Raw genomic sequence first — 21,945 nt, 5'->3', positions numbered from 1 at the left:
ATGACGACGTCGTGCCACCGCAGTGGACACCCGCGTCGTCGGGTCCGACGTGGCCGCCGCCGTCAGGGCTTGTACCCGACGGCACCTGCGATGGTCTTCTGCACCGGCAGCAAGCCGTTCAGCGCCGGACCGTCCGGCCACCAGTCCGCACACAGGACGAGCCCCGGGTCGACCAGTTCGAGCCCCGCAAGCATCGCCTCGAGCTGCGCCCTGGTACGAAAGACCCCGGTCCCCATCGGGCTGTGCAGGAACGTCTCTTCCATCCGGCGCGCCAACGGACTCGACTCCTCGTTCTCCGGGTCGAAGAAGTGGCTCAACCCGACGTAGGAGCCCGAGGGCAGCGCCTCGATGTACTCGCGCATGATGTCCTCGGGCGGACGCTCGCCGTCGTAGTGTGCATCGTGCCCATCTGGAACAGCGCGATCGGCTCCGAGAAGTCGAGATGTTTGCGCACCACCGGATCGTTGAGGACGCTGCCCGGATCGAAGATGTCGGCGGCACTGAAATGCGTCTGGTCGTTCTCCTCCAGCAGCGCCCGCCCGTGTGCGAGCACCACCGGATCGTTGTCGATGTAGACCACGCGCGAGTCGGGCTGCAGGCGCTGAGCGACCTGGTGGGTGTTCTCTGCGGTGGGCAGTCCCGAACCCGCGTCGAGGAACTGGGTGACTCCGGTCTGGCTCGCGATGAACCTGGTGGCGCGAATGAGGAAACTCCGGTTGTCCCAGGCGAGCTGACTCGCTTCGGGCGTCACAGCCTGAACCCGGCGGAACACTTCCCGGTCGATCTCGTAGTTGTCCTTGCCGTTGAGGAACGCGTCGTAGACCCTGGCGATGCTCGCCTGGGTCGTGTCGATGATGACGGGAGACTCGTCCTCGGACAACGCCGACTGAGCTTCGGCCATCATGACCTCGCAGAAGTGTGAGTAGTGGATCACTTAAGCACACAGCGTAAAAGGATCGACTCGATCGGTAAACGTCGGCCCGTCGCTCTCGTCGGATCGTTACGGTCGGTACTGTCGGTGATCACGTCGTGACGGCGGCGAATCCCCGAAGTAGCGTTCGCGGCCGCGCGAACGATGATCCAGACAGAACACACCCGTCGCAGCCGGGTGTCCCGCCGAGATGACTGTCGCGGCGCGACACGGTAGGAACGAAGGCGACACGAGCGCCGTCAAAGGTGCAGGCAACCGCACGGAAGGAGCCGACGATGGCCGGAGTCGAGCCCCCCGAGGAGCGCGACCGTCAGGCCACCGAGGTCGGCAGCGGCCCGACGGCGCTCCGGATCGTGCTCGGCACTCAGCTCCGTAGGCTGCGAGAGGCCGCCGAGATCAGCCGCCCCGACGCGGGGTACTCGATCCGCGGCTCCGGTTCGAAGATCAGCCGAATGGAACTCGGGCGGGTCGGGTTCAAGGAGCGCGACGTCGCCGACCTGCTGACGCTCTACGGCGTCACCGACGACGGGGAGCGCTCGGAGTTCCTCGACATGGTGCGCCGTTCGCACGAACCCGGCTGGTGGCACCGGTACACCGACCTGATGCCGACGTGGTTCCAGGACTACGTCGGCCTCGAAGAGTCGGCTTCGCGCATTCAGACCTACGAGCTGCAGTTCGTCCCGGGCCTGATGCAGACAGAGGCGTACGCGTTGGCGATCGCCAGCCGCGGCCGTCCGCAGCACGCGTCGCAGGACGCGCGGCGACGGGTGACACTGCGTATGCAACGCCAGCGGGTCCTCGCCGGCACTGACGCCCCCCGGTTGTGGGCGGTGATCGACGAGTCGGTGCTGCACCGGCCGATCGGCGGCCGCGAGACGATGCTCGCCCAGCTCGACCACCTGCTGGAGATCACGAAGCGGCCGAACGTCACGTTGCAGGTCGTGCCGTACCGACTGAGCGGCTATTCGGCCGAGGGCGCGTTCACGATGCTGCGGTTCGCCGAGCCGGAACTGCCGCACCTGGTCTACATCGAACACCTCGCCGGGGCGATGTATCTCGACAAGCTCGAGGAGATCGAGCAGTACAGCCGGGTGTTCGACCGGTTGACGGTGGACGCCGAGACGCCGGACATATCCCGTCAGATGCTGATGAAGATCCGCACGGAGATGTAGGTCCGCGTCGCGCGACACAGCGTGACGGTCCTCGCTCCGACTTCGCCTGCGCTCCGGAAGGCTTCACCAGCGTCGACAGGCGTTTGATCCCGCTGATGGTGGTTCGCGCTGAGATCACGGACTGTGCTCGCCCGGACTCCACGTCCGTCGAACGTGTAGAACCATCGCATTCATCTGCACGTGCACTTGCTCGCGAAGATCGCAGTGATATGGTCATCCGCACGCAACGGATGCACGTGCAGATGTACGTGGAACCCGGAAGGTGAGCCCATGTCGAGCGTTGTTCACAACGGCATGTCGGCGGCGCAGCTGCCCGAGGCTTCCTGGCGCAAGAGCGCGCGCAGCGGAGCACTCGGCAACTGTGTGGAGGTCTCCGCCCTCGACGGCGGAGACGTGGCCGTCCGCAACTCGCGATTCCCGGACGGACCCGCGCTGCTGTACACCCGCGCAGAGATGGCCGCGTTCGTGGCCGGCGCCAAGGACGGCGAGTTCGATGACTTCCTCGCCTGAAGCGCCGGAGACCGCCCCCGCGACTCCCGGCACGGATTCGCTGCTGCACGAGCTCATCGGACGCGGTTTCCAGTTCCTGCATCCGTGTGACGAGCACGGTGAGGTCGTCGCGGTGGTCGGCGTCCGCGCCCATCACGACGTCGTCGACGTGCTGCGACTGCACTCCGAGGACGACGCGGTCGCCACCCGGATCCCGGGCGACGAGGAGAACATCCTCGCGCCGTCCCGGATGGCGTGGCAGTCCACCGGCACGGCCGTGCACGTGCTCGGCGACTTGCTCTCGCTGCCCGACCAGCACACACCCGGCCTGGCGGACCCGCAGCAACCGTCCGCGGCCGCTCGCGGTTGCTGGGTCCCGGGCGGACCCGGCCGCGCGAAATGGCTCGCCGCGACCGCCTGAAGTACCGAAGAGACGCGTCAGCCGGGGTGCAGCACCGCTGCACCCCGGCTCTTTTCGCGGGCGGCCGCGTCCGTTGGCGTCAGGACTGGTGGCGAAACCGGCGAGTCCCGCACGACGATGTCGGGCTTGCCGTGACTCCGAACCCGGTCCCGATCCCTGCTCACGACGTCGTCGTCCGTGGCTGAGTCAGACGCGTGAGTCTTTGTGGTGGCTATAGCGACTAAAAAGGCTCACGCAACGGACTGCGTCGGAATCACCGACAGATCGTCGCCGCAGTCGGGTTGACATCGCCGGGACGGCGACGAACACTGCACACATTAATAACCGACTGTTCGGTCAGGTGCAAGGCGGGTGAAGCATTCGTGAGCAGCAACGAAAGCACCATCTCGGCCTCTTCGGCTGCGATGTTCGATGACGACGCGGCGTCGAAGGCGCTGGGTATCGAGATGCTGTCTGCCGTCGAGGGCGGTGCGGTGGCACGGATGGTCGTCACCGAGTCGATGGTCAACGGGCACGCCATCGCCCACGGCGGCTACCTGTTCCTGTTCGCCGACACCGCATTCGCCTGCGCCTGCAACAGCCACGGCCCGGTCACGGTCGCCGCGAGCGCCGAGATCACCTTCGTGGCGCCCGCCCGCGAGGGTGACGAGCTGTTCGCCCACGCCGAGGAACGCACCCGGTACGGCCGCAGCGGCATCTACGACATCACGGTCCGGCGCGGTCCCGAGTCGGACGCGCAGGTCATCGCGGAGTTCCGCGGGCACAGCAGGAGCATCAAGAACGGGGAGGCGACGCGCTCATGACATCGACTCACGACCGTCTCGGACGCGCACCCGCGGGCACCGAGCTGGACTCCGCCGAACACCTCTCGCCCGACGAACTCGCGGCGCTGCAACTCGAACGTCTCCAGTGGACACTTCGTTACGCCTACGACAACGTTCCGCTGTACAAGAAGAAGTTCGACGAGATCGGAGTGCGCCCCGAGGACTGCCGCTCACTGCAGGATCTGGCGAAGTTCCCGACCACGACGAAGGACGACCTCCGGGAGACCTATCCGTTCGGGATGTTCGCCGTGCCGTCCGAGAAGGTACGGCGGATCCACGCGTCCAGTGGCACCACCGGCAAGCCGACCGTCGTCGGCTACACCGAACGGGACCTCGAGGTGTGGTCCGACGTCGTCGCCCGCTCCATCCGGGCAGCCGGTGGACGTCCGGGGCACAAGGTGCACGTGTCCTACGGATACGGGCTGTTCACCGGCGGTCTCGGCGCGCACTACGGCGCGGAACGCCTGGGGTGCACGGTGATTCCGGCGTCCGGCGGGATGACCTCGCGGCAGGTGCAGATCATCCAGGACTTCCAGCCCGAGATCATCATGGTCACGCCGACGTACATGCTCACGCTCATCGACGAGTTCCGACGCCAGGGCATCGACCCGCGCAGCACGTCGCTGAAGGTCGGGATCTTCGGTGCCGAGCCGTGGACGGAGCAGATGCGCCGCGAGATCGAAGACACCCTCGACATGCACGCGGTCGACATCTACGGCCTGTCCGAGGTGATGGGTCCGGGGATCGCCAACGAGTGTGTCGAGACCAAGGACGGCCTGCACATCTGGGAGGACCACTTCTACCCGGAGGTCATCGATCCGATCGAGGGCACGGCGCTCGAAGACGGGGAGGTCGGCGAGTTGGCGTTCACCTCCTTGACGAAGGAGGCACTGCCGATCATCCGGTACCGCACTCGCGACCTGACCCGGCTCCGTCCGGGCACGGCGCGACCCGCCTTCCGGCGAATGGAGAGGGTCACCGGCCGCAGCGACGACATGATCATCCTGCGCGGTGTGAACGTGTTCCCCAGCCAGATCGAGGAAATCGTGCTGCGCGCGGAGGGACTGTCACCGCACTTCCAGCTCGACCTCAGCCGGGTGGACCGGATGGATCACATGTCAGTCCGGGTCGAGGCCCGCGACGAGACGACCGTGGATCAACGAGCAGGCGCCCCGGCGTTGCTGGTGCAGGCGATCAAGGAGGCGGTCGGGGTGACCGCCGAGGTCAGCATCGTGGATCCCGGCACGCTGGAACGGTCGGTCGGCAAGCTTCGACGTGTCCGCGACCACCGCGCGACGGAGTCCTGAGGGCACGCCAGGAGGCGATGGCGACAATGGTCGGCATGACGGACAGGCCCAACGGGCGTGGCAGGCCGGGCTATGACCTGGAGTCGCTGCTGCAGACGGCGGTGAAGGTCTTCCATGAACGTGGCTACGACGGCACGAGCATGGAGGACCTCGCGAAACGGCTCGGGATCACGAAGTCGGCGATCTACTACCACGTGCCGAGCAAGGAGGAGTTGCTCCGCCTGAGCGTGGACCGGGCCCTGGATGCGCTGTTCGCGGTGATGGAGGAACACGAGTCCCGTGAGGGTCCGGCGATCGACCGGTTGCACCACGTGGTGCGGCGCAGTGTCGAGGTGCTCGTGGACGAGCAGGCGTTCGTCACGCTGCTGCTGCGGGTGCGCGGCAACTCCAAGGTGGAACGCCGGGCCGTGGCGCGGCGCCGCGAGTTCGACCATCTCGTTGGGCAGCTGGTCACCGAGGCCGAACGAGAAGGAAGCCTGCGCCCGGACGTCGACCCGGCGTTGACGAGCAGGCTGCTGTTCGGCATGGTCAACTCACTCATCGAGTGGTATCGACCACGACAGGGGTTGAACACGGACGACCTCGCCGACGCCGTCACGAAGATCGCGTTCGACGGTCTTCGGGCACGCTGAATCCCGGCACGTCCCGAGTGGATGCACTACTCTGGGAAGTCGATCTCGAGAGACAGTGGGGGCATCGTGGCCGCGTGGACGGACCTGGTCAGCTACATCCGTTCCGAGTACAACGTGATCGAGGACGATCCCGACGAGATTCGAGTCCTCATCGAGTACGGCGAGGACGACGAGCTACACCGCAGCCAGGTCGTCATCATCTGCCGCGAAGTCCTCGACGGCCACGAAGACTGGGTGCAAATCGCGTCGGTGTGCGGCCCGGCCGCCGACGTCGATCTGCACCAGTTCCTCACGGAGATGGGCGAGACCACGGTGGTGTGCGGGGCGGTCGTCATGAACGAACACATCGTCATCCGCGACGCCCTGCCGCTGATGAACCTCGACCTCAACGAGTTCGAGGATCCGCTGACGTTCGTCGCGGCCACAGCCGACCACCTCGAAGAGAAGTTCTGGGGAGGCGACGGCTACTGACGCTCCCGGGCAGGCGGCGCCCTGGCCACGGCCGGCCCGGCACGTCTCGCTACGATCGCGTTCGAGGGGCAGTAGCTCAGCAGGTCAGAGCAGCAGACTCATAATCTGAAAGGTCGCGGGTTCGAGCCCCGCCTGCCCCACCATCACACCAGGTCAAACGCTTAGTTGGCGCTGGCAGTTTGACCAGCCCCACACAATTGCCACACTTTAGGACCGGAACCACTCAACCTCATTGAGCGCGTCCCGCAGCAGCGCGACTCGGGATGCGACGCCCCATGTAGACGTCCTGCGTCGTTGACACCTTGGAGTGACCGAGCTGATCGGCAATCTCTCTCGCCGTCAACCCCGCGCCATCCAGCACGGTCGCCATGGAACGTCGAAATGTCCGGAACGTCACCCACGGATAGCCCGCGCGTTCACGGAACCGCCGCCACCGCGCGCCGACGTTGTGCTTGTCGGGCAGGCCACCCAGCGAGTTCAGGAACACCGGGCCGTCAAGCTCGCGTTCATCAACGTCGAAGACTTCGGCGAGGCGGCGACGACGGTCTCGAAGCATGGCGACGAGCCATAGCGGCAGCGGCAGTGATCGCTCAGACACGTCCGTCTTGCCGTCATTGATCATGTTGCCCGTCCCGCGCGCGCGAATCAGGTTCCCTGCCCAAACAACGATGCCCGCGTCCAAGTCCAGATGGTGCCAGTGAACGGCCAAGGCTTCGCCAGTGCGGAAACCCGTACCCGCGAACCAACGGGCGAGGTCAGGGAGATCGAACCCGATCGCCTCCGCGTCCACGTCCAACTTGCCGAGCGGGCCGCCTGCCTGCTGTTTCGTGTGGCCGGGCAAGCGCCGGCGGGCATGCGGCCTGGCGGCCGGTCCCGCCGGCGCGCACGGCCACGGAGCGGAAAGCAGGCGGCCGGGAACCACGCAGGGGCCGCCAGATGACGGACCGCTCACCGGCCCTCCGCTCCCGGAACCTCGCCGGTTTCGACCACCTCGTGAGCGATGTCGCGAAGCTTGACGTTGCGCGCCTGAGAAACCCGCTTGAGCACCGCGAACGCCTCATCCTCGGAGACCTTGTAACGGTGCATGATGATGCCCATTGCTTGGCCGATTCCCTGACGAGTCGCAATCGCCTCATGCAACTGGGCATCATTACGAGCAGCGGCGAAGGCCACCGCAGCGTGGGAGGCGAACAGCCACCCCACCTGCTCCGAACGCTTACCGAACGCATCCGGTTGTGACGAGTACAAGTTCAACGCACCAAGGCCCTGTTCGTTAGTGAACAGCCGGAAACCGATCATGCTGCCGACCCCGAGCGCACGAGCCTGCGGAGCGTACTGCGGCCACCGTTCTCCGCTCCCGCCCATATCCGCGACCCGAAAGACCTCCACGGTTGGGTCAGCTGCCGCATCAAAACACGGTCCCTCACCTAGTTTGGCCTGGATACGGTCCGACTCCTGCCCCACCTCACTGGTCGAGGCAACAGTGCGCAGCGTCCGTTCACGGTCCAAAATCATGATGCTGGCCTCGTCGCAGCCGTCGATCCTGGCTACCGCCTCGCTGACGATCCGATCGAGGGTCTTCTCGACTGTGTCCTCGGAGAGCAAATCCCGGGCCATATGTGCCAGCGAAGTGGCCAGCTCCTCGGTATACGGATCAAGCTCAGCGGACATAGCACCCTCTCCCTGACCAGCGCTGGGGTCACGATACGTGATCCACGAACCCCGCTCGACTGCCACGCCTGCACGAGCGGAGGCCAAGAACCAACAAGGGCGCCGAAGAGCTCTCCTGCGAATCGGGGCACATACACGGAAGTAAAGAGCGCCAGAGAGATTGGTTGACCCTCTCTCCGACGCTCTCACCGGGATCAACGCGCAACGCCTGGCTGCTTAAACGGAGCACTACCCTTGCCGGGCTGCAGTAGCAACCCGGCCGTCTTCGATCTACCCCTCGTATGACCTCAGCAAACCCAGCCACCGGCACCTGACAACAAGAGGTCCTCGCCGGACGGGCAGGCCAACAGGATGGCGGCGACTACGGGGGCGCTGCGGTCAGGTGGGTGGTTCCGGGGCAGCCTCCATCCCGACGACCTCCCAGAGGGCTATCACGCCATGGGGAGGGCGCAAGCCTGACACCATCGGCTACAGCCACACTCGCCGGTTGCACCCTCCCCACGGCGTGATCGGGCTACGCCAGGTCGACGGGATGGAGGCACACCCCTCCGCTGGCGAGAGAAGACCGCCGAGCCCGACCAAGATCATCTCCACACTTTATCCACACACAACGGCGTCAAAAGACGCAAAAAAACATCCACTTTGGACATGTGCGAGTGCGAAACCTCCAGGTTGTGTCAGGTAACGACAACTAACCACGTTCCGCGCCCTTACCTGAAAGGTCGCGGGTTCGAGCCCCGCCTGCCCCACACAGTTCCAGTTCACAGCGGCACGTGAACGCACCCGGAAGACACAGCCGAGGGTCTCCAGGTCTGCGGCGCCAATCGCGTCGTGTGATTCGCTGCTCGTTGTCGTGCGCCTCTGCGTTGTCGAGGCCGCGGCAAAGTACGAACGGACGGGCTGGTGGTCACGGAACCGGTCGCCCAACGCCCATGCTGAGCTCGACTCAGCGCGTCAGTCGAGCGTGTCGTGTCTCGTTCATCAGGAGGCCGGTGACGAGAGTGATCGCCGCGGCCACCATGAGGTAGTAGAGGAACCAGTCGTGATGGCCTGCCTGAGTCAGGGCGGTGTTGATATAGGGGGCGGTGCCCCCGAAGATCGCCGTGGCCAGGGATAGCGGGCCCGCCACTCCGGAGGCTCGCACCCTGGTTGGGAACACCTCGGCCCAGACGGCGCCGTTGACGCCGAACAGAAGCGCGAGTGCGGCAAGGGCGATCAGCATGGCAGTGAGTAGCGTTCCGAAGCTGCCGTCGATCATCAGGTTCACAGGGACCGTGAGGGCAACGAAGGTGACACCGAACGCGATGACCATCGGCTTGCGTCCTACCCGATCGCCGAGCCACCCGGCGGCCAGGACCGCCCCGAGGAAGAACACCTGCGCGATCAGGCTCGCGGTGAGGGCGCTCGACGCTGCCTGGCCATGGTGCAGTTGGGCGTAAGTCGGCATGAAAATGAGCCAGGTGTAGAACATTACCGAGCCGCCGACGGACAGACCGAAGACGACCAGGATTCCACGCCAATGATGCAGCAGGCGGCGATTGGTTGCGTCACCAGGGATATCGGTCGGAGCTGATCGGTCGGCCTGCAGCGTCTCCTCGAACGCGTCCGTCTCGGTAAGGCGCCGGCGAAGGTACAGGGCGTACAGCCCGAGGACGCCTCCGATGCCGAACGCAAGGCGCCATCCCCATGAGCGGAGCTCACCCTCGCCGAGGCTCGAGGTCAACAAGAGGCTCGTCAGGGTCGCCAGGATCGTGCCCAGAACGACGCTCACCCACGAGGTGCCGCCGAACAAGGCCCGTCGACCGGTCGGTGCCCGCTCGACGAGGTAGGTCACGGACGTACCCATTTCCCCGCCGTGGGCGAGGCCCTGCAGCAGCCGGGCGCTCAGGAGAATGACGCTGGCGAACAGGCCCACGGATTGGTAGGTCGGCGCGAGGGCGATGACCAGACTGCCTGCGGCCGTCAGCATCATCGCCACGGTGAGGCTCTTTCGGCGGCCGGCGCGATCGGCGTAGGCGCCGAAGAGAAAGCCCCCGAGCGGCCGGGTGATGAATCCGACCGCGAACACGGCCAGCGTCGCCAGCAATGCGGACGCGGCATCGTCGGGGTTGAAGAACTGAACGGCGAAGTATGGGGCGAACAGCGAGTAGATCGTCCAGTCGTACCACTCGAGGGTGTTGCCGAAGTTCACGGCGACGAGGTCGCGGAGGCGGCGCCCTTTGCCGCCCCCGGTGGTTGTGGTGGCGACGGTGGTCTTCACGCGGGCCTCGCTGCTCATGCGGCGCGTCCTTCCAGGCCCAACTGCGCTTCGCGGTCGGCGCCGGGAACGCGCATCTCGAACGTCTCACGGACCACCGTGTAGTCGAAGTAGCCGAGCCGCGCGATCGGCTCGATCTTCGCGATATCCAGACGGCCTTCAGGGGTGATGACGTCGTCGTCGATGTGAATGGTCTGCACGTTGGCGAAGACGATGTCGATGGTGCCCACCGCGGAGGCCCCCGAGATCCGGTGGGTCGAGTGGTACTGGCACTCGAACTTCACCGGGCTCTCCTTGACCATCGGGGCCGGGTGGTTGTCCGCGTACACGCGAGTGAGACCCACGCGGTCGAACTCGCTCTCCTGCGGTTCTAGGGCCATGGCGCTGGTGTTGACCGCCTCGCGGAGTGCGTACGTGGCCATGTTCCAGACGAACCAACCGGTGGTCTCCGCGTTGAGGACGGTGTCCTTGCGGCGACCGTCCGGGTACTGGTTGGCGGAGAACATCACCATCGGCGGGTCGAAGGTGAGGTTCTGCCACTGGCTGAAGGGGGCTAGGTTCTCCGCGCCGTCGGGGCTGACGCTCGAGAGCCAACCGATGGGGCGCGGAACAGTGCAGCTCTTGAACGGGGAGTAAGGCAACGGACTGGCTTCCGCGGCGGGGTTGTACTTCATGAGACGAGCTCCCTGAGTGATCAGTGCCACAGCGACAACGCTACGGTAGAACATATACGTCGCGTATATCAAACGTATGCAGGGGGTATGGGTAACCTGTGGCTCAAAGGAGTGGGAGATGACGAAGGCTGACCAGGCGTACACGACGCTGGTCGAGATGATCGAGACCGGCGGCCTGAAACCGGGCGATTTCTGGACGGAGGCTGGACTGGTCGAGGCGCTCGAGCTCGGTCGCACTCCACTGCGCGAGGCAGTGCAACGACTCGACCGGGACCACTTGGTGCGCATCAGGCCTGGACGCGGAATCGAGATCCCCTCGAACTCCGTCGATGAGCAGCTACGCCGACTGGAGGTGCGCCGTGCTACCGAGCCCTTGGCCGTGGCCCTGGCCTGTGCGCGTGCGGCCGACGCGGAGCTGGCCGTCATCGGGACGCTCACCGAGCAACTGCGCGACCTCGAGGAACTCGAACCGTATCTCGCAGCCGTACGGGAAACCCATGGGTTGTTGTCGGCGGCGGCGCACAACGAGTACTTGGCGAACGCGATGACACCGCTGCAGGGACTTTCCCGACGGTTCTGGCTCGCCAATATCGTCGACCCTGCCGCAGAAGTCGCGGCGGGAAAGCCGCTGCACGTCGACCTGCTGACGGCTCTGGTGGAACGCGAAGCAGAGGAAGCGCAGCGCGCAGTCCTACGCCTCAATGACTACCTCGTGGACTTCGCCCTGAACGTCGCCGCCCGGGACTCGCGAGTCGGTCGGACCGACCCCGTGAGCTACTAGACCACGCGGTCACGAGTCGGCGCGTTCTCCGCCACAGGCTCGCCGTGATGTCGGTCAGGAAGTGCATCGTCTGCTCTGCTCGTACCGGAATGACGAAGACCAGGAGAAGCAAGCGAGAAGTGGAGGCTCCTCGTGTCGGTAGGCGTTCCAGGTGCCCGAGAGCTGGTGTGGGACGGGTGTGTCAATGTTCGTGACCTCGGCGGATTGGGGCAGGTCAAGCCGGGTTCGGTGGTTCGCATGGAAGCACCGAACCACTTGAGCGAATCGGGGTGGGCGGCGGCGTGGGCATACGGGGTCCGCACTGTCGTCGATCTACGCCATGCCGACGAATGCGGGCAAGACCGTGCACCGAGACCGGCCGGGATCACCACCGTGCAGGTACCGCTGGAGCCAATCGGCACACCGTTCTACGAGCGCTGGGAAAGAATTGAGGGGCCGGCCTGTTTTCGGACGGCTTGTTAGTGGGTTATTTTATGCCGCGTTCGCATGGTTGTAGTACTCGGCATGGGCTTCGTTCGGGGCCTTGTATCCGATAGCGGAATGGAGCCTGCGGTGATTGTATCGAAGCTCGATATAGGAAGCAATGTCAGCCTTGGCGTGGTCTTTGGTGAGGTAGGTAACTCGATGAACGCGTTCATTTTTCAGGGTGGCGAAGAAGGATTCGGCCATGGCGTTATCGAAGCATATCCCGGTGCGTCCGACGGATTGTCGGATGCCGAGCGAGTGTAGCGTCATCGCGAAGTCGGCGGACGTGTAGTTGCTGCCCCTGTCTGAATGGAAAATCGCGCGGGCGGGAAGGGTGTGGTTGCGGGCAGCCATGTGGATCGCCTTCTCGATAAGTGGTGTGCGGTAGTGGTCGTCGATGGCCCATCCGACGACGGCTTTCGAATAACAGTCGATGACCGTGGCCAGATACACCCATCCCTGTCCGGTCGGGATATAGGTGATGTCGCCAACCAATTTCTCGCCCGGCTCACGGGCGGTGAAGTCACGTTTGAGCAGGTCCGGCAGCACGTGCGTGCTCGCCTGGGTCAGGCTCGGGCGCCAGGGCCGAGGCTGGCAGGGGACGAGCTGCTGATCCCGCATGATGCTGCGCACGAGCTCCGGCGTGGCCGGCTCTCCGCAGCGGGCCAGCCACGCGTGGATGCGCCGGTGGCCGTAGGTGCCATCGGAGTCGTCGAAACACTTCTTGATCAACGTGCCCAGGTAGCGACGGCGCCGGTCGGTGTCCGACTCGGGTCGCGACAGCCAGTCGTAGAATCCAGATTTCGACACGTTGAGCCAGGCACACATGTTCTCCACGGTGTAGCTCTTCACGCCGTGTTCGTCCGTGGTGTCCTTCTCTGCAGCGATGAACGCGTACCGCTGGCTCACCGATACTCGCTGGCAAAGAAGGCGGCTGCTTTTCCCAGAAATTCCGTCTTCATGCGCAGCTGACGATTCTCTTCTTCCAGCTCACGCAGTCGCGCACGCTCGGACACGCTCAACGACGGCTCCGGAGCATCGTGCGCGGCCTCGTACGCGTTCACCCAGTTCCGCAGGGTCTGCTGATTCAACCCGAGCTCGCGAGCAACCTCGGCCACCGTACGACCGGTCTCGGTCACCATCTTCGCCGCTTCATCCCGAAACTCGGGAGAATACGACCGACGCTTCGTTCCAGACACAGACAACCTTCCCTCGAAGGAGCGATTTTAGTTGGCTGCCTGTCCGAAAACGCCACGGCCCTCTAGAATCGACTGGGCTGTGTCAATGATCTTGGACAGTTCCTCTGGTTTGTTGTGGTCAGGCCGCTGCTGCGGCCGGGTGGTGGTCGTGTAGGGCCTCGGTGGGGGTGCGGTAGCCGAGGCTGCTGTGTAGTCGTTGGCGGTTGTAGAAGACTTCGATGTAGTCGGCTACGGCGAATCGTGCGCGGGCGCGGGTGGTGTGTCGGTGCAGGTGGTAGCACTCGTTTTTCAGGCTCGCGAAGAACGATTCGGCGGCGGCGTTGTCCCAGCAGACTCCGGTGCCACCGAGGCTGGTGGTGACGCGGATTTTCTTGCAGTAGCGGGAAAACTCCTTCGAGGTGTACTGGGCTCCGCGGTCGGAGTGGAACACCGCCCCGGCGGTGAGGTGCCCGTGGGTGCGGGCCATGGCCAGCGCGTCGATGACCAGGCTGGTGCGCATGTGGGCGGCCATGGCCCAGCCGACGACCATGCGGGTGGCCAGGTCGATGACCGTGGCCAGATACAGCCACCCCTCGCTGGTGGGCAGGTAGGTGATGTCGCCGACCAGCCGCGTTCCGGGCGTGCCGGCGGTGAAGTCCCGCCCGAGGAGATCCGGGCTGGTCACCGGCTGCTCACCGGGCACGGTGGTGGTCTTGTACGCGCGGGGTTGCACCGCGGCCAAACCCTGCTCGCGCATCAGGTCCGCGACCAGGCCCACGCTGGCCTCGATGCCGTCCCGGGCCAGCTGGGCGGCGACCCGGCGGCACCCGTACGTCCGGCGGGACTGGTCGAACACGCGGCGCACGTGTCCGGCAAGCTCCCGCCGCCGGGCGGTCGTCGGGGTCTCGGCGCGGTGGCGCCAGGCGTAGAACGACGACCGAGCCACGCCAAGCATGCGACACATCCAGGAAATGCTGTAGTTGGCCTTCTCCGCCTCGATCAGCGCGCAGCGCTGACTCAGTCCTGCGTCCGGGCGAAGAAGGCCGCTGCTTTTTTCAGGAACTCGTTTTCCATCCGCAGCCGCTGCACTTCGGCTTCCAACTCGCTCAACCGCGCACGCTCCACGGGACTCATCTCGGGCTCGGGTTCCGGGTTCTCCCGCCGCCAGGTGTTGACCCAGTTGCCCAAGGTCCCCTCGTTGATCTGCAACTCCCGGGCCACCTCAACCACCGGCCGACCGGTGCTCACTACCAGCTGCACCGCCTCGGCCTTGAACTGCGGGCTGAACTTCCGACGCTTCTCCGGCACGGACGCATCCTCTCAGTCGAGAGGCCCTGTCCAAGATCCTTGATACACCTCAGACAACCTGGCCTCGCCGCTGTACTACTCGGCGATGCTGGCTGAGCACCCAGAGCGGGTGGTCACCGCCGTTCGGGCGATCGCCCGGGCTGCGCCGGGAGGCGTGGTATTCCACTGCGCCAGTGGCAAAGATCGGACAGGGATCCTCGCCGTCGTCTTGCTCACGCTGGCCGGAGCGATGCCGGAAGAGATCATCGCCGACTATCTGCTCACCTACGACCGGATGAAGCAGCGATACGAGGAACTCGGTATCCGCGACCAACTCGCTGCTGTGAAAGAGCTCGTCGCGAACCACAACACCACCATCGAAGCCTCACTGACCGCGACGATGACGTCGTTGACGATGCCCGACTTCCTCCTCGACAACGGTCTGTCAGACACCGAACTCACCACCCTGCGCACCCGCTTGACGACCTGATCAACGGGCCGAGCCTGCGGAGCGCCGGTCACTCGTGTGGGTAGCCTCGCGCAAGAGTCATGAGTGAGCACGAGTGGGCTGGTGCCAGTATGGCCGCGTCAGGCGGCGTGGTGGTCGCGGTGCTCAAGCCGGTCGGCGATCCAGACTTTGATGATCGACTGCCGACTCACCCCGAGACGCTTCGCCTCGCGGTCCAGCGACTCGATCATCCACGCCGGGAAGTTCACAGTGACGCGCCGCTGCTCAGCGTTGGGGCGTCTGACCTTCGTCCGATCAAGCTCGGACGTCACGTCCTCGCCGTGGTCGAAGCGCTCGTCGAAATCCTCAGCCTTCATAGATCGCCACCTCCTCGTCACGGGCTCGGCGCACCGAAATGATCCTCGTGCACTCGCCCCGGTCAGTCACCACCGCCGACCAGCGCGCGGTACCGAGCAATTCGAACGATAGAGGGCCGTGGCGTTTTCGGACAGGCAGCCAACTAAAATCGCTCCTTCGAGGGAAGGTTGTCTGTGTCTGGAACGAAGCGTCGGTCGTATTCTCCCGAGTTTCGGGATGAAGCGGCGAAGATGGTGACCGAGACCGGTCGTACGGTGGCCGAGGTTGCTCGCGAGCTCGGGTTGAATCAGCAGACCCTGCGGAACTGGGTGAACGCGTACGAGGCCGCGCACGATGCTCCGGAGCCGTCGTTGAGCGTGTCCGAGCGTGCGCGACTGCGTGAGCTGGAAGAAGAGAATCGTCAGCTGCGCATGAAGACGGAATTTCTGGGAAAAGCAGCCGCCTTCTTTGCCAGCGAGTATCGGTGAGCCAGCGGTACGCGTTCATCGCTGCAGAGAAGGACACCACGGACGAACACGGCGTGAAGAGCTACACCGTGGAGAACATGTGTGCCTGGCTCAACGTGTCGAAATCTGGATTCTACGACTGGCTGTCGCGACCCGAGTCGGACACCGACCGGCGCCGTCGCTACCTGGGCACGTTGATCAAGAAGTGTTTCGACGACTCCGATGGCACCTACGGCCACCGGCGCATCCACGCGTGGCTGGCCCGCTGCGGAGAGCCGGCCACGCCGGAGCTCGTGCGCAGCATCATGCGGGATCAGCAGCTCGTCCCCTGCCAGCCTCGGCCCTGGCGCCCGAGCCTGACCCAGGCGAGCACGCACGTGCTGCCGGACCTGCTCAAACGTGACTTCACCGCCCGTGAGCCGGGCGAGAAATTGGTTGGCGACATCACCTATATCCCGACCGGACAGGGATGGGTGTATCTGGCCACGGTCATCGACTGTTATTCGAAAGCCGTCGTCGGATGGGCCATCGACGACCACTACCGCACACCACTTATCGAGAAGGCGATCCACATGGCTGCCCGCAACCACACCCTTCCCGCCCGCGCGATTTTCCATTCAGACAGGGGCAGCAACTACACGTCCGCCGACTTCGCGATGACGCTACACTCGCTCGGCATCCGACAATCCGTCGGACGCACCGGGATATGCTTCGATAACGCCATGGCCGAATCCTTCTTCGCCACCCTGAAAAATGAACGCGTTCATCGAGTTACCTACCTCACCAAAGACCACGCCAAGGCTGACATTGCTTCCTATATCGAGCTTCGATACAATCACCGCAGGCTCCATTCCGCTATCGGATACAAGGCCCCGAACGAAGCCCATGCCGAGTACTACAACCATGCGAACGCGGCATAAAATAACCCACTAACAAGCCGTCCGAAAACAGGCCGGCCCCTCACGAACCACCTGGGGAAGTGCCATACCTTGCAGGTCGAGCACGTCTTGATCTCAACCGGTGTAAGCACGTGATCTAGGTGTAGGTATGTCGTCGGTGGAGTGTGGAAGGCCGACGAGGAGTGTCCGGGTGGGACAGCGCACGATGTTGACGGGCGGCGATCGGGAAGAGATCTCGCGCGGTATCGCCGAGGGCGTGGACCAGGCGGTGATCGCGGAGCGGATCGAGCGGAATCCCAGCGTGGTCAGCCGCGAGATCCGTCGCCATGGCGGCCGGGCGCATTACCGGGCCCAGGTAGCCGTACGACAGGCCACGTCGGCACGAGCGCGGCCGAAGATCCGCAAGCTGGATACAGATCCGGTGCTGCGTGAGGTGGTCACGACCAAGCTGCGGGAGGGCTGCTCGCCGGACCAGGTCGCGGGCCGGTTGCGGCACGAACGGCCGGGCCAGCAGGCTTGGCAGGTGTCTCACGAGGCGATCTACACCTGGATCTATGCGCTGCCCACCGGCGAACTGGCTCGTCAAGGCATCTGGCTGCGCTCGGGGCGTAGCCAGCGGCGCTCCCGTGGCCGGGCCCGCAGCTCGGGTGCGCGGATCGTGGGTATGCGCTCGATCGAGGAACGCCCGGCCGAGGTCGCCGACCGCAGGGTGCCCGGACACTGGGAAGGGGATCTCGTGGTGGGCAAGGGCGGCAAAACCGCCATGGCCACCCTGGTCGAGCGTACGTCGCGCTACACCTGCTGTGTGGCGCTGCCCGACGGCAGGCATGACGCCACCACGACCCACGACGCACTCCTGTCGAAGATCAACGACATGCCGTCGCATCTGCTCACCAGCCTGACCTGGGATCAGGGTTCGGAGATGGCACGCCACGCGGCGTTGTCGCTGGCCGCCGACGTCGACATCTACTTCGCCCACCCGCACTCGCCGTGGGAACGCGGCACGAACGAGAACACCAACCGGCTGCTGCGCGAGTACTTCCCCAAAGCAACCGACATCACCGACCACCAGTCCTACCTGGACACCGTGGCCGAAGAACTCAACAACCGCCCCCGCCGTATACTCGACTACCGAACCCCAGCAGAAGTCTTCACCGAGCTCCTCACCAGCTCACTTGCTTCCACCGACTGACACCGCCCGTAACACCGCCCCCAGTGAAAACGACCAAGGTTCACGCAGGAGAGCGGCCTCCGCGATCGAGGCCTCGCGCGTCCACAAAGGATCGCAGATCCGTGCGCGGACATATTTGATTGATTCATCAATCTTGACTCACCTGGAGATCATGGGTTGCTCCGATCGGGTGATCCGGCGAGCCCCTGTCGCCGAAGTCCAGCGTTCCCGCGCAGAACGAGCACAGGGCATGACGCTCGCGTTCGCGAGACTCCCACACCTGGGACAGTTCTGACGATGCCTACGTAGCGTCGACAGCGGTGGTCGACGACGAATCGTTCACCGCTGTCGGGCATCCCTCGCCCCGGCAATAACCTCCGTGCACCAGTCGATGGTCGATGGTGAGCACGAGGGTGACGCCGGTGTTGACTGGGGCCTGCGAGAAGAGTGTCCTGGCTGCTATGGCTCAGCGGCACGAGTCAGCGCGCGACGACGTTCCTCGGGTGGAGTGCGACACCCTCCGCTCGAAATATCGGCGCCGCTCTGCCGGTCGTGCTCGACCGCGTGGCACCGCGGCGACGTCGCCGGCACTGCGCCGCCCCGTCCGATCCCGGACGCTGATGGCCTGGCTTCGCGAAGACCGAAGTGCTGCTGGGCCGCGCGACGACGATGATGGTCGGCAGCTGAACAGATCCTTCCCACGACGAGGAGGCCACAGCAATGACCCACGGAGAAGCCAAGCGACCCACGACCACGGATGCGGGCATCCCGGTCGTCAGCGACGAGCACTCACTGACGGTCGGACCGGACGGGCCCATCCTGCTCCAGGACAACTACCTCATCGAGCAGATGGCCCAGTTCAACCGGGAACGCATCCCGGAGCGTCAGCCGCACGCGAAGGGAAACGGCGCTTTCGGCACCTTCGAGGTCACCGGTGACGTCAGCGCGTACACCAAGGCGGCCGTGTTTCAGCCGGGTACGCGGACGGACATGATGATCCGGTTCTCCACCGTCGCCGGTGAGCGGGGCAGCCCGGACACCTGGCGCGACCCGCGCGGTTTCGCGGTGAAGTTCTACACCAGTGACGGCAACTACGACATGGTCGGCAACAACACGCCGGTGTTCTTCATGCGCGACCCGATGAAGTTCCAGCATTTCATCCGGTCGCAGAAGCGCCGCGCGGACACGAACTCCCGCGACAAGGACATGCAGTGGGACTTCTGGACCCTGTCGCCGGAATCAGCGCACCAGGTCACCTGGCTGATGGGCGACCGCGGTATTCCGAAGACCTGGCGCCACATGAACGGCTACTCCAGCCACACCTACATGTGGGTCAATTCCCAGGAGGAGAAGTTCTGGGTCAAGTACCACTTCAAGACCGACCAGGGCGTCGACTTCCTCACCCAGCAGGAGGCCGATCACCTGGCGGGCGCCGACGGTGACTACCACCAGAACGACCTGTTTCAGGCGATCGAGCGAGGCGATCACCCGAGCTGGACGCTCTACATGCAGATCATGCCGTTCGCCGAGGCGGAGACCTACCGCTTCAACCCGTTCGACCTGACCAAGATCTGGCCGCACGGCGACTACCCGCTGATCGAGGTCGGGCGCATGACCCTCAACCGGAATCCGACCGACCACCACACCGAGATCGAACAGGCGGCGTTCGAGCCGAACAACCTCGTGCCGGGCGTCGGTCCGAGCCCGGACAAGATGCTGCTGGCTCGGATGTTCTCCTACGCGGACGCGCACCGCGCACGATTGGGCGGCAACTACAAGCAGATCCCGGTCAACTCCGCGCAGGTGCCCGTGCACAGTTACAGCAAGGACGGCGCCATGCGGGTCGACAAGATCTCGGACCCGGTGTACGCGCCGAACTCCTACGGCGGCCCCGAGGCGGACCCGAACCTGACCGGCCCGCCTCCCGGCTGGCACACCAGCGGAGAGATCGTGCAGCAGCCCTACACGAAACGTCGCGACGACGACGACTTCGGGCAGGCGGGCACGATGGTCCGGGAAGTGCTCGACGACGCCGCGCGCGAACGGCTCGTGTCCAATGTGGCCGGACACCTCCTGGACGGTGTCACGGAGCCGGTCCTCAAGCGGGCTTTCGAGTACTGGCGCAACGTCGACGCCGACATCGGCGACCGCATCGAACGTACCGTCAACAACAACCGGTGACCGAGGCGTGAGCCTTTGTGGTGGCTATGACCACCACAAAGGCTCACGCCTTCAGCCGCGCTCCCACCCATACAGTTGGTTCAACTGCGAAAACGGCATCAGTGGAGCTCGCAGACGACCGCGCATCAGCAGCACAGCGATCACGACCACACGCACGGCGAGGCTGCGGCCACGTCGCCGTGCCGCACGGCGACCACGTCGACTACGTCCACGATGGACATCGCCACGCCGCCCACGACGGCCACTACGACGAACACTGACGCGAGTCACCGGACCGTCCGAAGCGACGATGCAGAGCCCGGCCGCTGAGTCCCAGGGCGAACACGGCGACTCCGGCGACGACGGACGTCCACGGCAAGGTGGCGGCGAGCACGAGGCAACCGACGGTTCCGACACCGGTGAGCCAACGCGGGAATCGTCGCAGCTCCGCCGGTAGCGTGCAGGCGGACGCATTCGCGATGGCGTAGTAGACGAGCACGCCGAACGACGAGAATCCGATCGCCCCGCGCAGATCCAGTGTCAGTACGAGCACGCACACCACGACGCCGAGCACGATCTCGGCGCGGTGCGGAACCTGGTGACGAGGATGGACCGCCGAAAGCCATACCGGCAGATCGTGTCGGCGGGCCATGGCCAAGGTCGTCCGACCGATTCCCGTGCTCAGCGCCAGCAACGCACCCAAGCTCGCCACCACCGCTCCCACAGCGGCGACCGGTGCGAGACCGCCGACGCCACCGGCAGTAGCGGCGTCGACGAGCGGGGCGGCGGAGGTCGCGAGGCGCGCAGGACCGAGACTCAGCAGCACAGCGACTCCGACCGCGGCGTACACGACTAGGGCGATGACCAGCGCAATCGGAACAGCACGAGGGATGGTCCGCTGCGGATCACGCACCTCCTCCCCCATGGTGGCGATGCGCGCGTACCCGGCGAAGGCGAAGAACAGCAAGCCTGCCGCCTGGAGAATGCCGGTTACCCCGCCACCGGTCCACAGCTCTGCCGTGCCGAGATGTTCTCTGCCGAGCTCGCCACCACCGAAGATCCCGCCCAGCACCACCGCCAGTGCGAGCAGGGTGATCCCGAGCAGAACGCGGGCCACCGCCGCGGTCTTGGTGACACCGAAGTAGTTGACCGTCGTCAAGGCGATCACAGCGGCGGACGCGACGAGCTCGGCGTGCTCGTCGGTGACGTAGCCCGCGAAGGTGAGGGCCATGGCCGCACACGACGCCGTCTTTCCGACGACGAAGCCCCAGCCCGCTGTGAACCCCCACCAGTCGCCGAGGCGTTCGCGACCGTAGACGTAGGTGCCTCCCGATTCCGGGTAGCGGGCAGCCAAGGCGGCGGAGCTCTGGGCATTGCAGTAGGCGACGACAGCGGCCAGGGCCAAGCCGATCAGCAGACCGGTTCCCGCTGCGGCAGCAGCCGGGGCGAACACGGCGAAAACACCGGCGCCGATCATCGAGGACAAGCCGACGACGACCGCATCCACCGTTCCGAGACGCCGTGCCAACCTCACGTCGAGCCACGATATCGCGCACCGAGACGACGCCCGCAGTCCACAGGAAACAGGTGATGCCGACGGGAGATGCAGCAGGAATCATCGTCGGACTGTCCGTGGCCGGGAACCGGACAGGCGTCCGTTGAGCGGCTGCGCTCGCTACGCACGGAATGGCTCGCCGTTCTCAACGGCCTGACCGCCGACGACCTCGATAAGCAAGCCCCGTTCCCTTGGCACGACGCTCCGGAGCAAGCCCTGGCCGACACACTCGCCTGGGTCACCGCGGAGCTGATGAAGAACACCGCCGAGCTCGGCCAGCTGCACCTGCTCCGCGCCACGGCCGGCTGACACACACGGAACTCCGTTC

General features: G+C 65.2%; 22 protein-coding genes, 1 tRNA gene and 1 pseudogene. 15 read left to right on the top strand and 9 right to left on the bottom strand.

Annotation, left to right across the window (positions count from 1 at the left end):
* Nucleotides 1–62 precede the first annotated feature (62 nt).
* Nucleotides 63–901, bottom strand: a pseudogene (locus tag GIY23_RS07070) (SAM-dependent methyltransferase).
* 305 nt (nucleotides 902–1,206) lie between these two features.
* On the opposite strand from GIY23_RS07070, the gene GIY23_RS07065 reads away from it, so the two are divergent.
* The 8 genes from GIY23_RS07065 (at nucleotide 1,207) to GIY23_RS07030 (ending at nucleotide 6,390) form a co-directional block, all read left to right on the top strand.
* Nucleotides 1,207–2,103: a helix-turn-helix domain-containing protein gene (locus GIY23_RS07065; protein ID WP_154075919.1), complete on the top strand. Its 897-nt coding sequence runs from the start codon at nucleotides 1,207–1,209 to the stop codon at nucleotides 2,101–2,103.
* 270 nt (nucleotides 2,104–2,373) lie between these two features.
* A complete protein-coding gene (locus tag GIY23_RS07060; RefSeq protein ID WP_154075918.1) occupies nucleotides 2,374–2,613 on the top strand; it encodes a DUF397 domain-containing protein in 240 nt (79 codons plus the stop codon).
* Complete coding sequence (locus GIY23_RS07055) at nucleotides 2,597–3,013, top strand: hypothetical protein (protein WP_154075917.1); 417 nt, start codon at nucleotides 2,597–2,599, stop codon at nucleotides 3,011–3,013. The genes GIY23_RS07060 and GIY23_RS07055 overlap by 17 nt, the downstream gene beginning before the upstream one ends.
* A 404-nt stretch (nucleotides 3,014–3,417) precedes the next feature.
* Nucleotides 3,418–3,816, top strand: a complete 399-nt coding sequence (paaI, locus tag GIY23_RS07050) for a hydroxyphenylacetyl-CoA thioesterase PaaI (RefSeq protein WP_154078671.1) — start codon at nucleotides 3,418–3,420, stop codon at nucleotides 3,814–3,816.
* Nucleotides 3,813–5,144 (top strand): phenylacetate--CoA ligase PaaK, encoded by a 1,332-nt coding sequence (gene paaK / locus GIY23_RS07045; protein ID WP_154075916.1) that lies wholly within the window; start codon nucleotides 3,813–3,815, stop codon nucleotides 5,142–5,144. Before paaI ends, paaK begins: the two co-directional genes overlap by 4 nt.
* Before the next feature lie 35 nt (nucleotides 5,145–5,179).
* The gene (locus GIY23_RS07040; protein ID WP_222850257.1) at nucleotides 5,180–5,776 is read left to right on the top strand and encodes a TetR/AcrR family transcriptional regulator; all 597 of its coding nucleotides are present in this window, start codon (nucleotides 5,180–5,182) and stop codon (nucleotides 5,774–5,776) included.
* Between the two features lie 66 nt (nucleotides 5,777–5,842).
* A complete protein-coding gene (locus tag GIY23_RS07035) occupies nucleotides 5,843–6,247 on the top strand; it encodes a hypothetical protein (RefSeq protein ID WP_154075915.1) in 405 nt (134 codons plus the stop codon).
* Between the two features lie 65 nt (nucleotides 6,248–6,312).
* A tRNA-Met gene (locus GIY23_RS07030) sits at nucleotides 6,313–6,390 on the top strand.
* Between the two features lie 86 nt (nucleotides 6,391–6,476).
* On the opposite strand, the gene GIY23_RS07025 is transcribed toward GIY23_RS07030, so the two are convergent.
* From GIY23_RS07025 to GIY23_RS07010, 4 genes are all read right to left on the bottom strand, one after another.
* Nucleotides 6,477–7,037 carry a site-specific integrase gene (locus GIY23_RS07025; protein ID WP_228717695.1) on the bottom strand — a complete coding sequence of 187 codons (561 nt, stop codon included), beginning with the start codon at nucleotides 7,035–7,037 and terminating at the stop codon, nucleotides 6,477–6,479.
* A gap of 158 nt (nucleotides 7,038–7,195) precedes the next feature.
* Nucleotides 7,196–7,918 (bottom strand): GAF and ANTAR domain-containing protein, encoded by a 723-nt coding sequence (locus GIY23_RS07020; RefSeq protein WP_154075914.1) that lies wholly within the window; start codon nucleotides 7,916–7,918, stop codon nucleotides 7,196–7,198.
* 946 nt (nucleotides 7,919–8,864) lie between these two features.
* On the bottom strand, nucleotides 8,865–10,178 hold the full coding sequence (locus GIY23_RS07015; RefSeq protein WP_222850256.1) for an MFS transporter: 1,314 nt from the start codon (nucleotides 10,176–10,178) through the stop codon (nucleotides 8,865–8,867).
* A gap of 14 nt (nucleotides 10,179–10,192) precedes the next feature.
* Nucleotides 10,193–10,849: a flavin reductase family protein gene (locus tag GIY23_RS07010; protein ID WP_154075912.1), complete on the bottom strand. Its 657-nt coding sequence runs from the start codon at nucleotides 10,847–10,849 to the stop codon at nucleotides 10,193–10,195.
* A gap of 118 nt (nucleotides 10,850–10,967) precedes the next feature.
* Here GIY23_RS07010 and GIY23_RS07005 point away from each other — a divergent pair, with 118 nt between their 5' ends.
* The gene (locus GIY23_RS07005) at nucleotides 10,968–11,630 is read left to right on the top strand and encodes a GntR family transcriptional regulator (protein ID WP_154075911.1); all 663 of its coding nucleotides are present in this window, start codon (nucleotides 10,968–10,970) and stop codon (nucleotides 11,628–11,630) included.
* A 132-nt stretch (nucleotides 11,631–11,762) separates the two neighbouring features.
* Nucleotides 11,763–12,092 (top strand): tyrosine-protein phosphatase, encoded by a 330-nt coding sequence (locus GIY23_RS07000; RefSeq protein ID WP_222850255.1) that lies wholly within the window; start codon nucleotides 11,763–11,765, stop codon nucleotides 12,090–12,092.
* 9 nt (nucleotides 12,093–12,101) lie between these two features.
* On the opposite strand, the gene GIY23_RS06995 is transcribed toward GIY23_RS07000, so the two are convergent.
* Nucleotides 12,102–13,237 (bottom strand): IS3 family transposase gene (locus GIY23_RS06995; RefSeq protein ID WP_154075908.1). Its coding sequence is split into 2 segments (ribosomal slippage): nucleotides 12,102–13,039 and nucleotides 13,039–13,237, totalling 1,137 coding nucleotides; the frame shifts between segments, so codons are not numbered across the junction.
* Nucleotides 13,238–13,412: 175 nt separating this feature from the next.
* Nucleotides 13,413–14,581 (bottom strand): IS3 family transposase gene (locus GIY23_RS06990; protein WP_154075584.1). Its coding sequence is split into 2 segments (ribosomal slippage): nucleotides 13,413–14,320 and nucleotides 14,320–14,581, totalling 1,170 coding nucleotides; the frame shifts between segments, so codons are not numbered across the junction.
* An 85-nt stretch (nucleotides 14,582–14,666) separates the two neighbouring features.
* Here GIY23_RS06990 and GIY23_RS06985 point away from each other — a divergent pair.
* Entirely contained in the window at nucleotides 14,667–15,050 is a 384-nt protein-coding gene (locus GIY23_RS06985; RefSeq protein ID WP_154075910.1) for a tyrosine-protein phosphatase, read from the top strand.
* Between the two features lie 98 nt (nucleotides 15,051–15,148).
* Here GIY23_RS06985 and brnA read toward each other — a convergent pair whose 3' ends face one another.
* A complete protein-coding gene (brnA, locus tag GIY23_RS06980; RefSeq protein WP_154075909.1) occupies nucleotides 15,149–15,385 on the bottom strand; it encodes a type II toxin-antitoxin system BrnA family antitoxin in 237 nt (78 codons plus the stop codon).
* Nucleotides 15,386–15,616: 231 nt separating this feature from the next.
* Between brnA and GIY23_RS06970 the strand changes: the two genes are divergently transcribed.
* The 3 genes from GIY23_RS06970 to GIY23_RS06960 all read left to right on the top strand — a co-directional run bounded on the left by GIY23_RS06970 (nucleotide 15,617) and on the right by GIY23_RS06960 (nucleotide 20,083).
* Nucleotides 15,617–16,752, top strand: a protein-coding gene (locus tag GIY23_RS06970; protein ID WP_154075908.1) for an IS3 family transposase whose coding sequence is annotated in 2 segments (ribosomal slippage) — nucleotides 15,617–15,815 and nucleotides 15,815–16,752 — 1,137 coding nt in all. Because the reading frame shifts where the segments join, the coding sequence is not laid out codon by codon here.
* 169 nt (nucleotides 16,753–16,921) lie between these two features.
* Nucleotides 16,922–17,923 carry an IS30 family transposase gene (locus tag GIY23_RS06965; RefSeq protein WP_222850254.1) on the top strand — a complete coding sequence of 334 codons (1,002 nt, stop codon included), beginning with the start codon at nucleotides 16,922–16,924 and terminating at the stop codon, nucleotides 17,921–17,923.
* A 699-nt stretch (nucleotides 17,924–18,622) separates the two neighbouring features.
* Nucleotides 18,623–20,083 carry a catalase gene (locus tag GIY23_RS06960; protein WP_154075907.1) on the top strand — a complete coding sequence of 487 codons (1,461 nt, stop codon included), beginning with the start codon at nucleotides 18,623–18,625 and terminating at the stop codon, nucleotides 20,081–20,083.
* Nucleotides 20,084–20,327: 244 nt separating this feature from the next.
* Here the strand turns inward: GIY23_RS06960 and GIY23_RS06950 are convergent, their stop codons facing one another.
* On the bottom strand, nucleotides 20,328–21,539 hold the full coding sequence (locus GIY23_RS06950) for an APC family permease (RefSeq protein ID WP_154078668.1): 1,212 nt from the start codon (nucleotides 21,537–21,539) through the stop codon (nucleotides 20,328–20,330).
* Nucleotides 21,540–21,665: 126 nt separating this feature from the next.
* Here GIY23_RS06950 and GIY23_RS06945 point away from each other — a divergent pair, with 126 nt between their 5' ends.
* Complete coding sequence (locus GIY23_RS06945) at nucleotides 21,666–21,926, top strand: DinB family protein (RefSeq protein ID WP_154075906.1); 261 nt, start codon at nucleotides 21,666–21,668, stop codon at nucleotides 21,924–21,926.
* Nucleotides 21,927–21,945: the final 19 nt, after the last annotated feature.

Origin of the sequence: Allosaccharopolyspora coralli (assembly GCF_009664835.1) — a bacterium.
Lineage (GTDB): Bacteria > Actinomycetota > Actinomycetes > Mycobacteriales > Pseudonocardiaceae > Allosaccharopolyspora > Allosaccharopolyspora coralli.
Note: the sequence above shows the minus strand (reverse complement) of the source record. Positions and strands in the feature narration are given on the sequence as shown.

Bases quoted from the DNA above. Each gene is read 5' to 3' on its own strand.
- GIY23_RS07065 (WP_154075919.1), top strand. From the start codon at position 1,207: ATGGCCGGAGTCGAGCCCCCCGAGGAGCGCGACCGTCAGGCCACCGAG.
- GIY23_RS07060 (WP_154075918.1), top strand. From the start codon at position 2,374: ATGTCGAGCGTTGTTCACAACGGCATGTCGGCGGCGCAGCTGCCCGAG.
- GIY23_RS07055 (WP_154075917.1), top strand. From the start codon at position 2,597: ATGACTTCCTCGCCTGAAGCGCCGGAGACCGCCCCCGCGACTCCCGGC.
- paaI (WP_154078671.1), top strand. From the start codon at position 3,418: ATGTTCGATGACGACGCGGCGTCGAAGGCGCTGGGTATCGAGATGCTG.
- paaK (WP_154075916.1), top strand. From the start codon at position 3,813: ATGACATCGACTCACGACCGTCTCGGACGCGCACCCGCGGGCACCGAG.
- GIY23_RS07040 (WP_222850257.1), top strand. From the start codon at position 5,180: ATGACGGACAGGCCCAACGGGCGTGGCAGGCCGGGCTATGACCTGGAG.
- GIY23_RS07020 (WP_154075914.1), bottom strand. From the start codon at position 7,918: ATGTCCGCTGAGCTTGATCCGTATACCGAGGAGCTGGCCACTTCGCTG.
- GIY23_RS07010 (WP_154075912.1), bottom strand. From the start codon at position 10,849: ATGAAGTACAACCCCGCCGCGGAAGCCAGTCCGTTGCCTTACTCCCCG.
- GIY23_RS07005 (WP_154075911.1), top strand. From the start codon at position 10,968: ATGACGAAGGCTGACCAGGCGTACACGACGCTGGTCGAGATGATCGAG.
- GIY23_RS06985 (WP_154075910.1), top strand. From the start codon at position 14,667: ATGCTGGCTGAGCACCCAGAGCGGGTGGTCACCGCCGTTCGGGCGATC.
- brnA (WP_154075909.1), bottom strand. From the start codon at position 15,385: ATGAAGGCTGAGGATTTCGACGAGCGCTTCGACCACGGCGAGGACGTG.
- GIY23_RS06960 (WP_154075907.1), top strand. From the start codon at position 18,623: ATGACCCACGGAGAAGCCAAGCGACCCACGACCACGGATGCGGGCATC.
- GIY23_RS06950 (WP_154078668.1), bottom strand. From the start codon at position 21,539: ATGATCGGCGCCGGTGTTTTCGCCGTGTTCGCCCCGGCTGCTGCCGCA.
- GIY23_RS06945 (WP_154075906.1), top strand. From the start codon at position 21,666: ATGCAGCAGGAATCATCGTCGGACTGTCCGTGGCCGGGAACCGGACAG.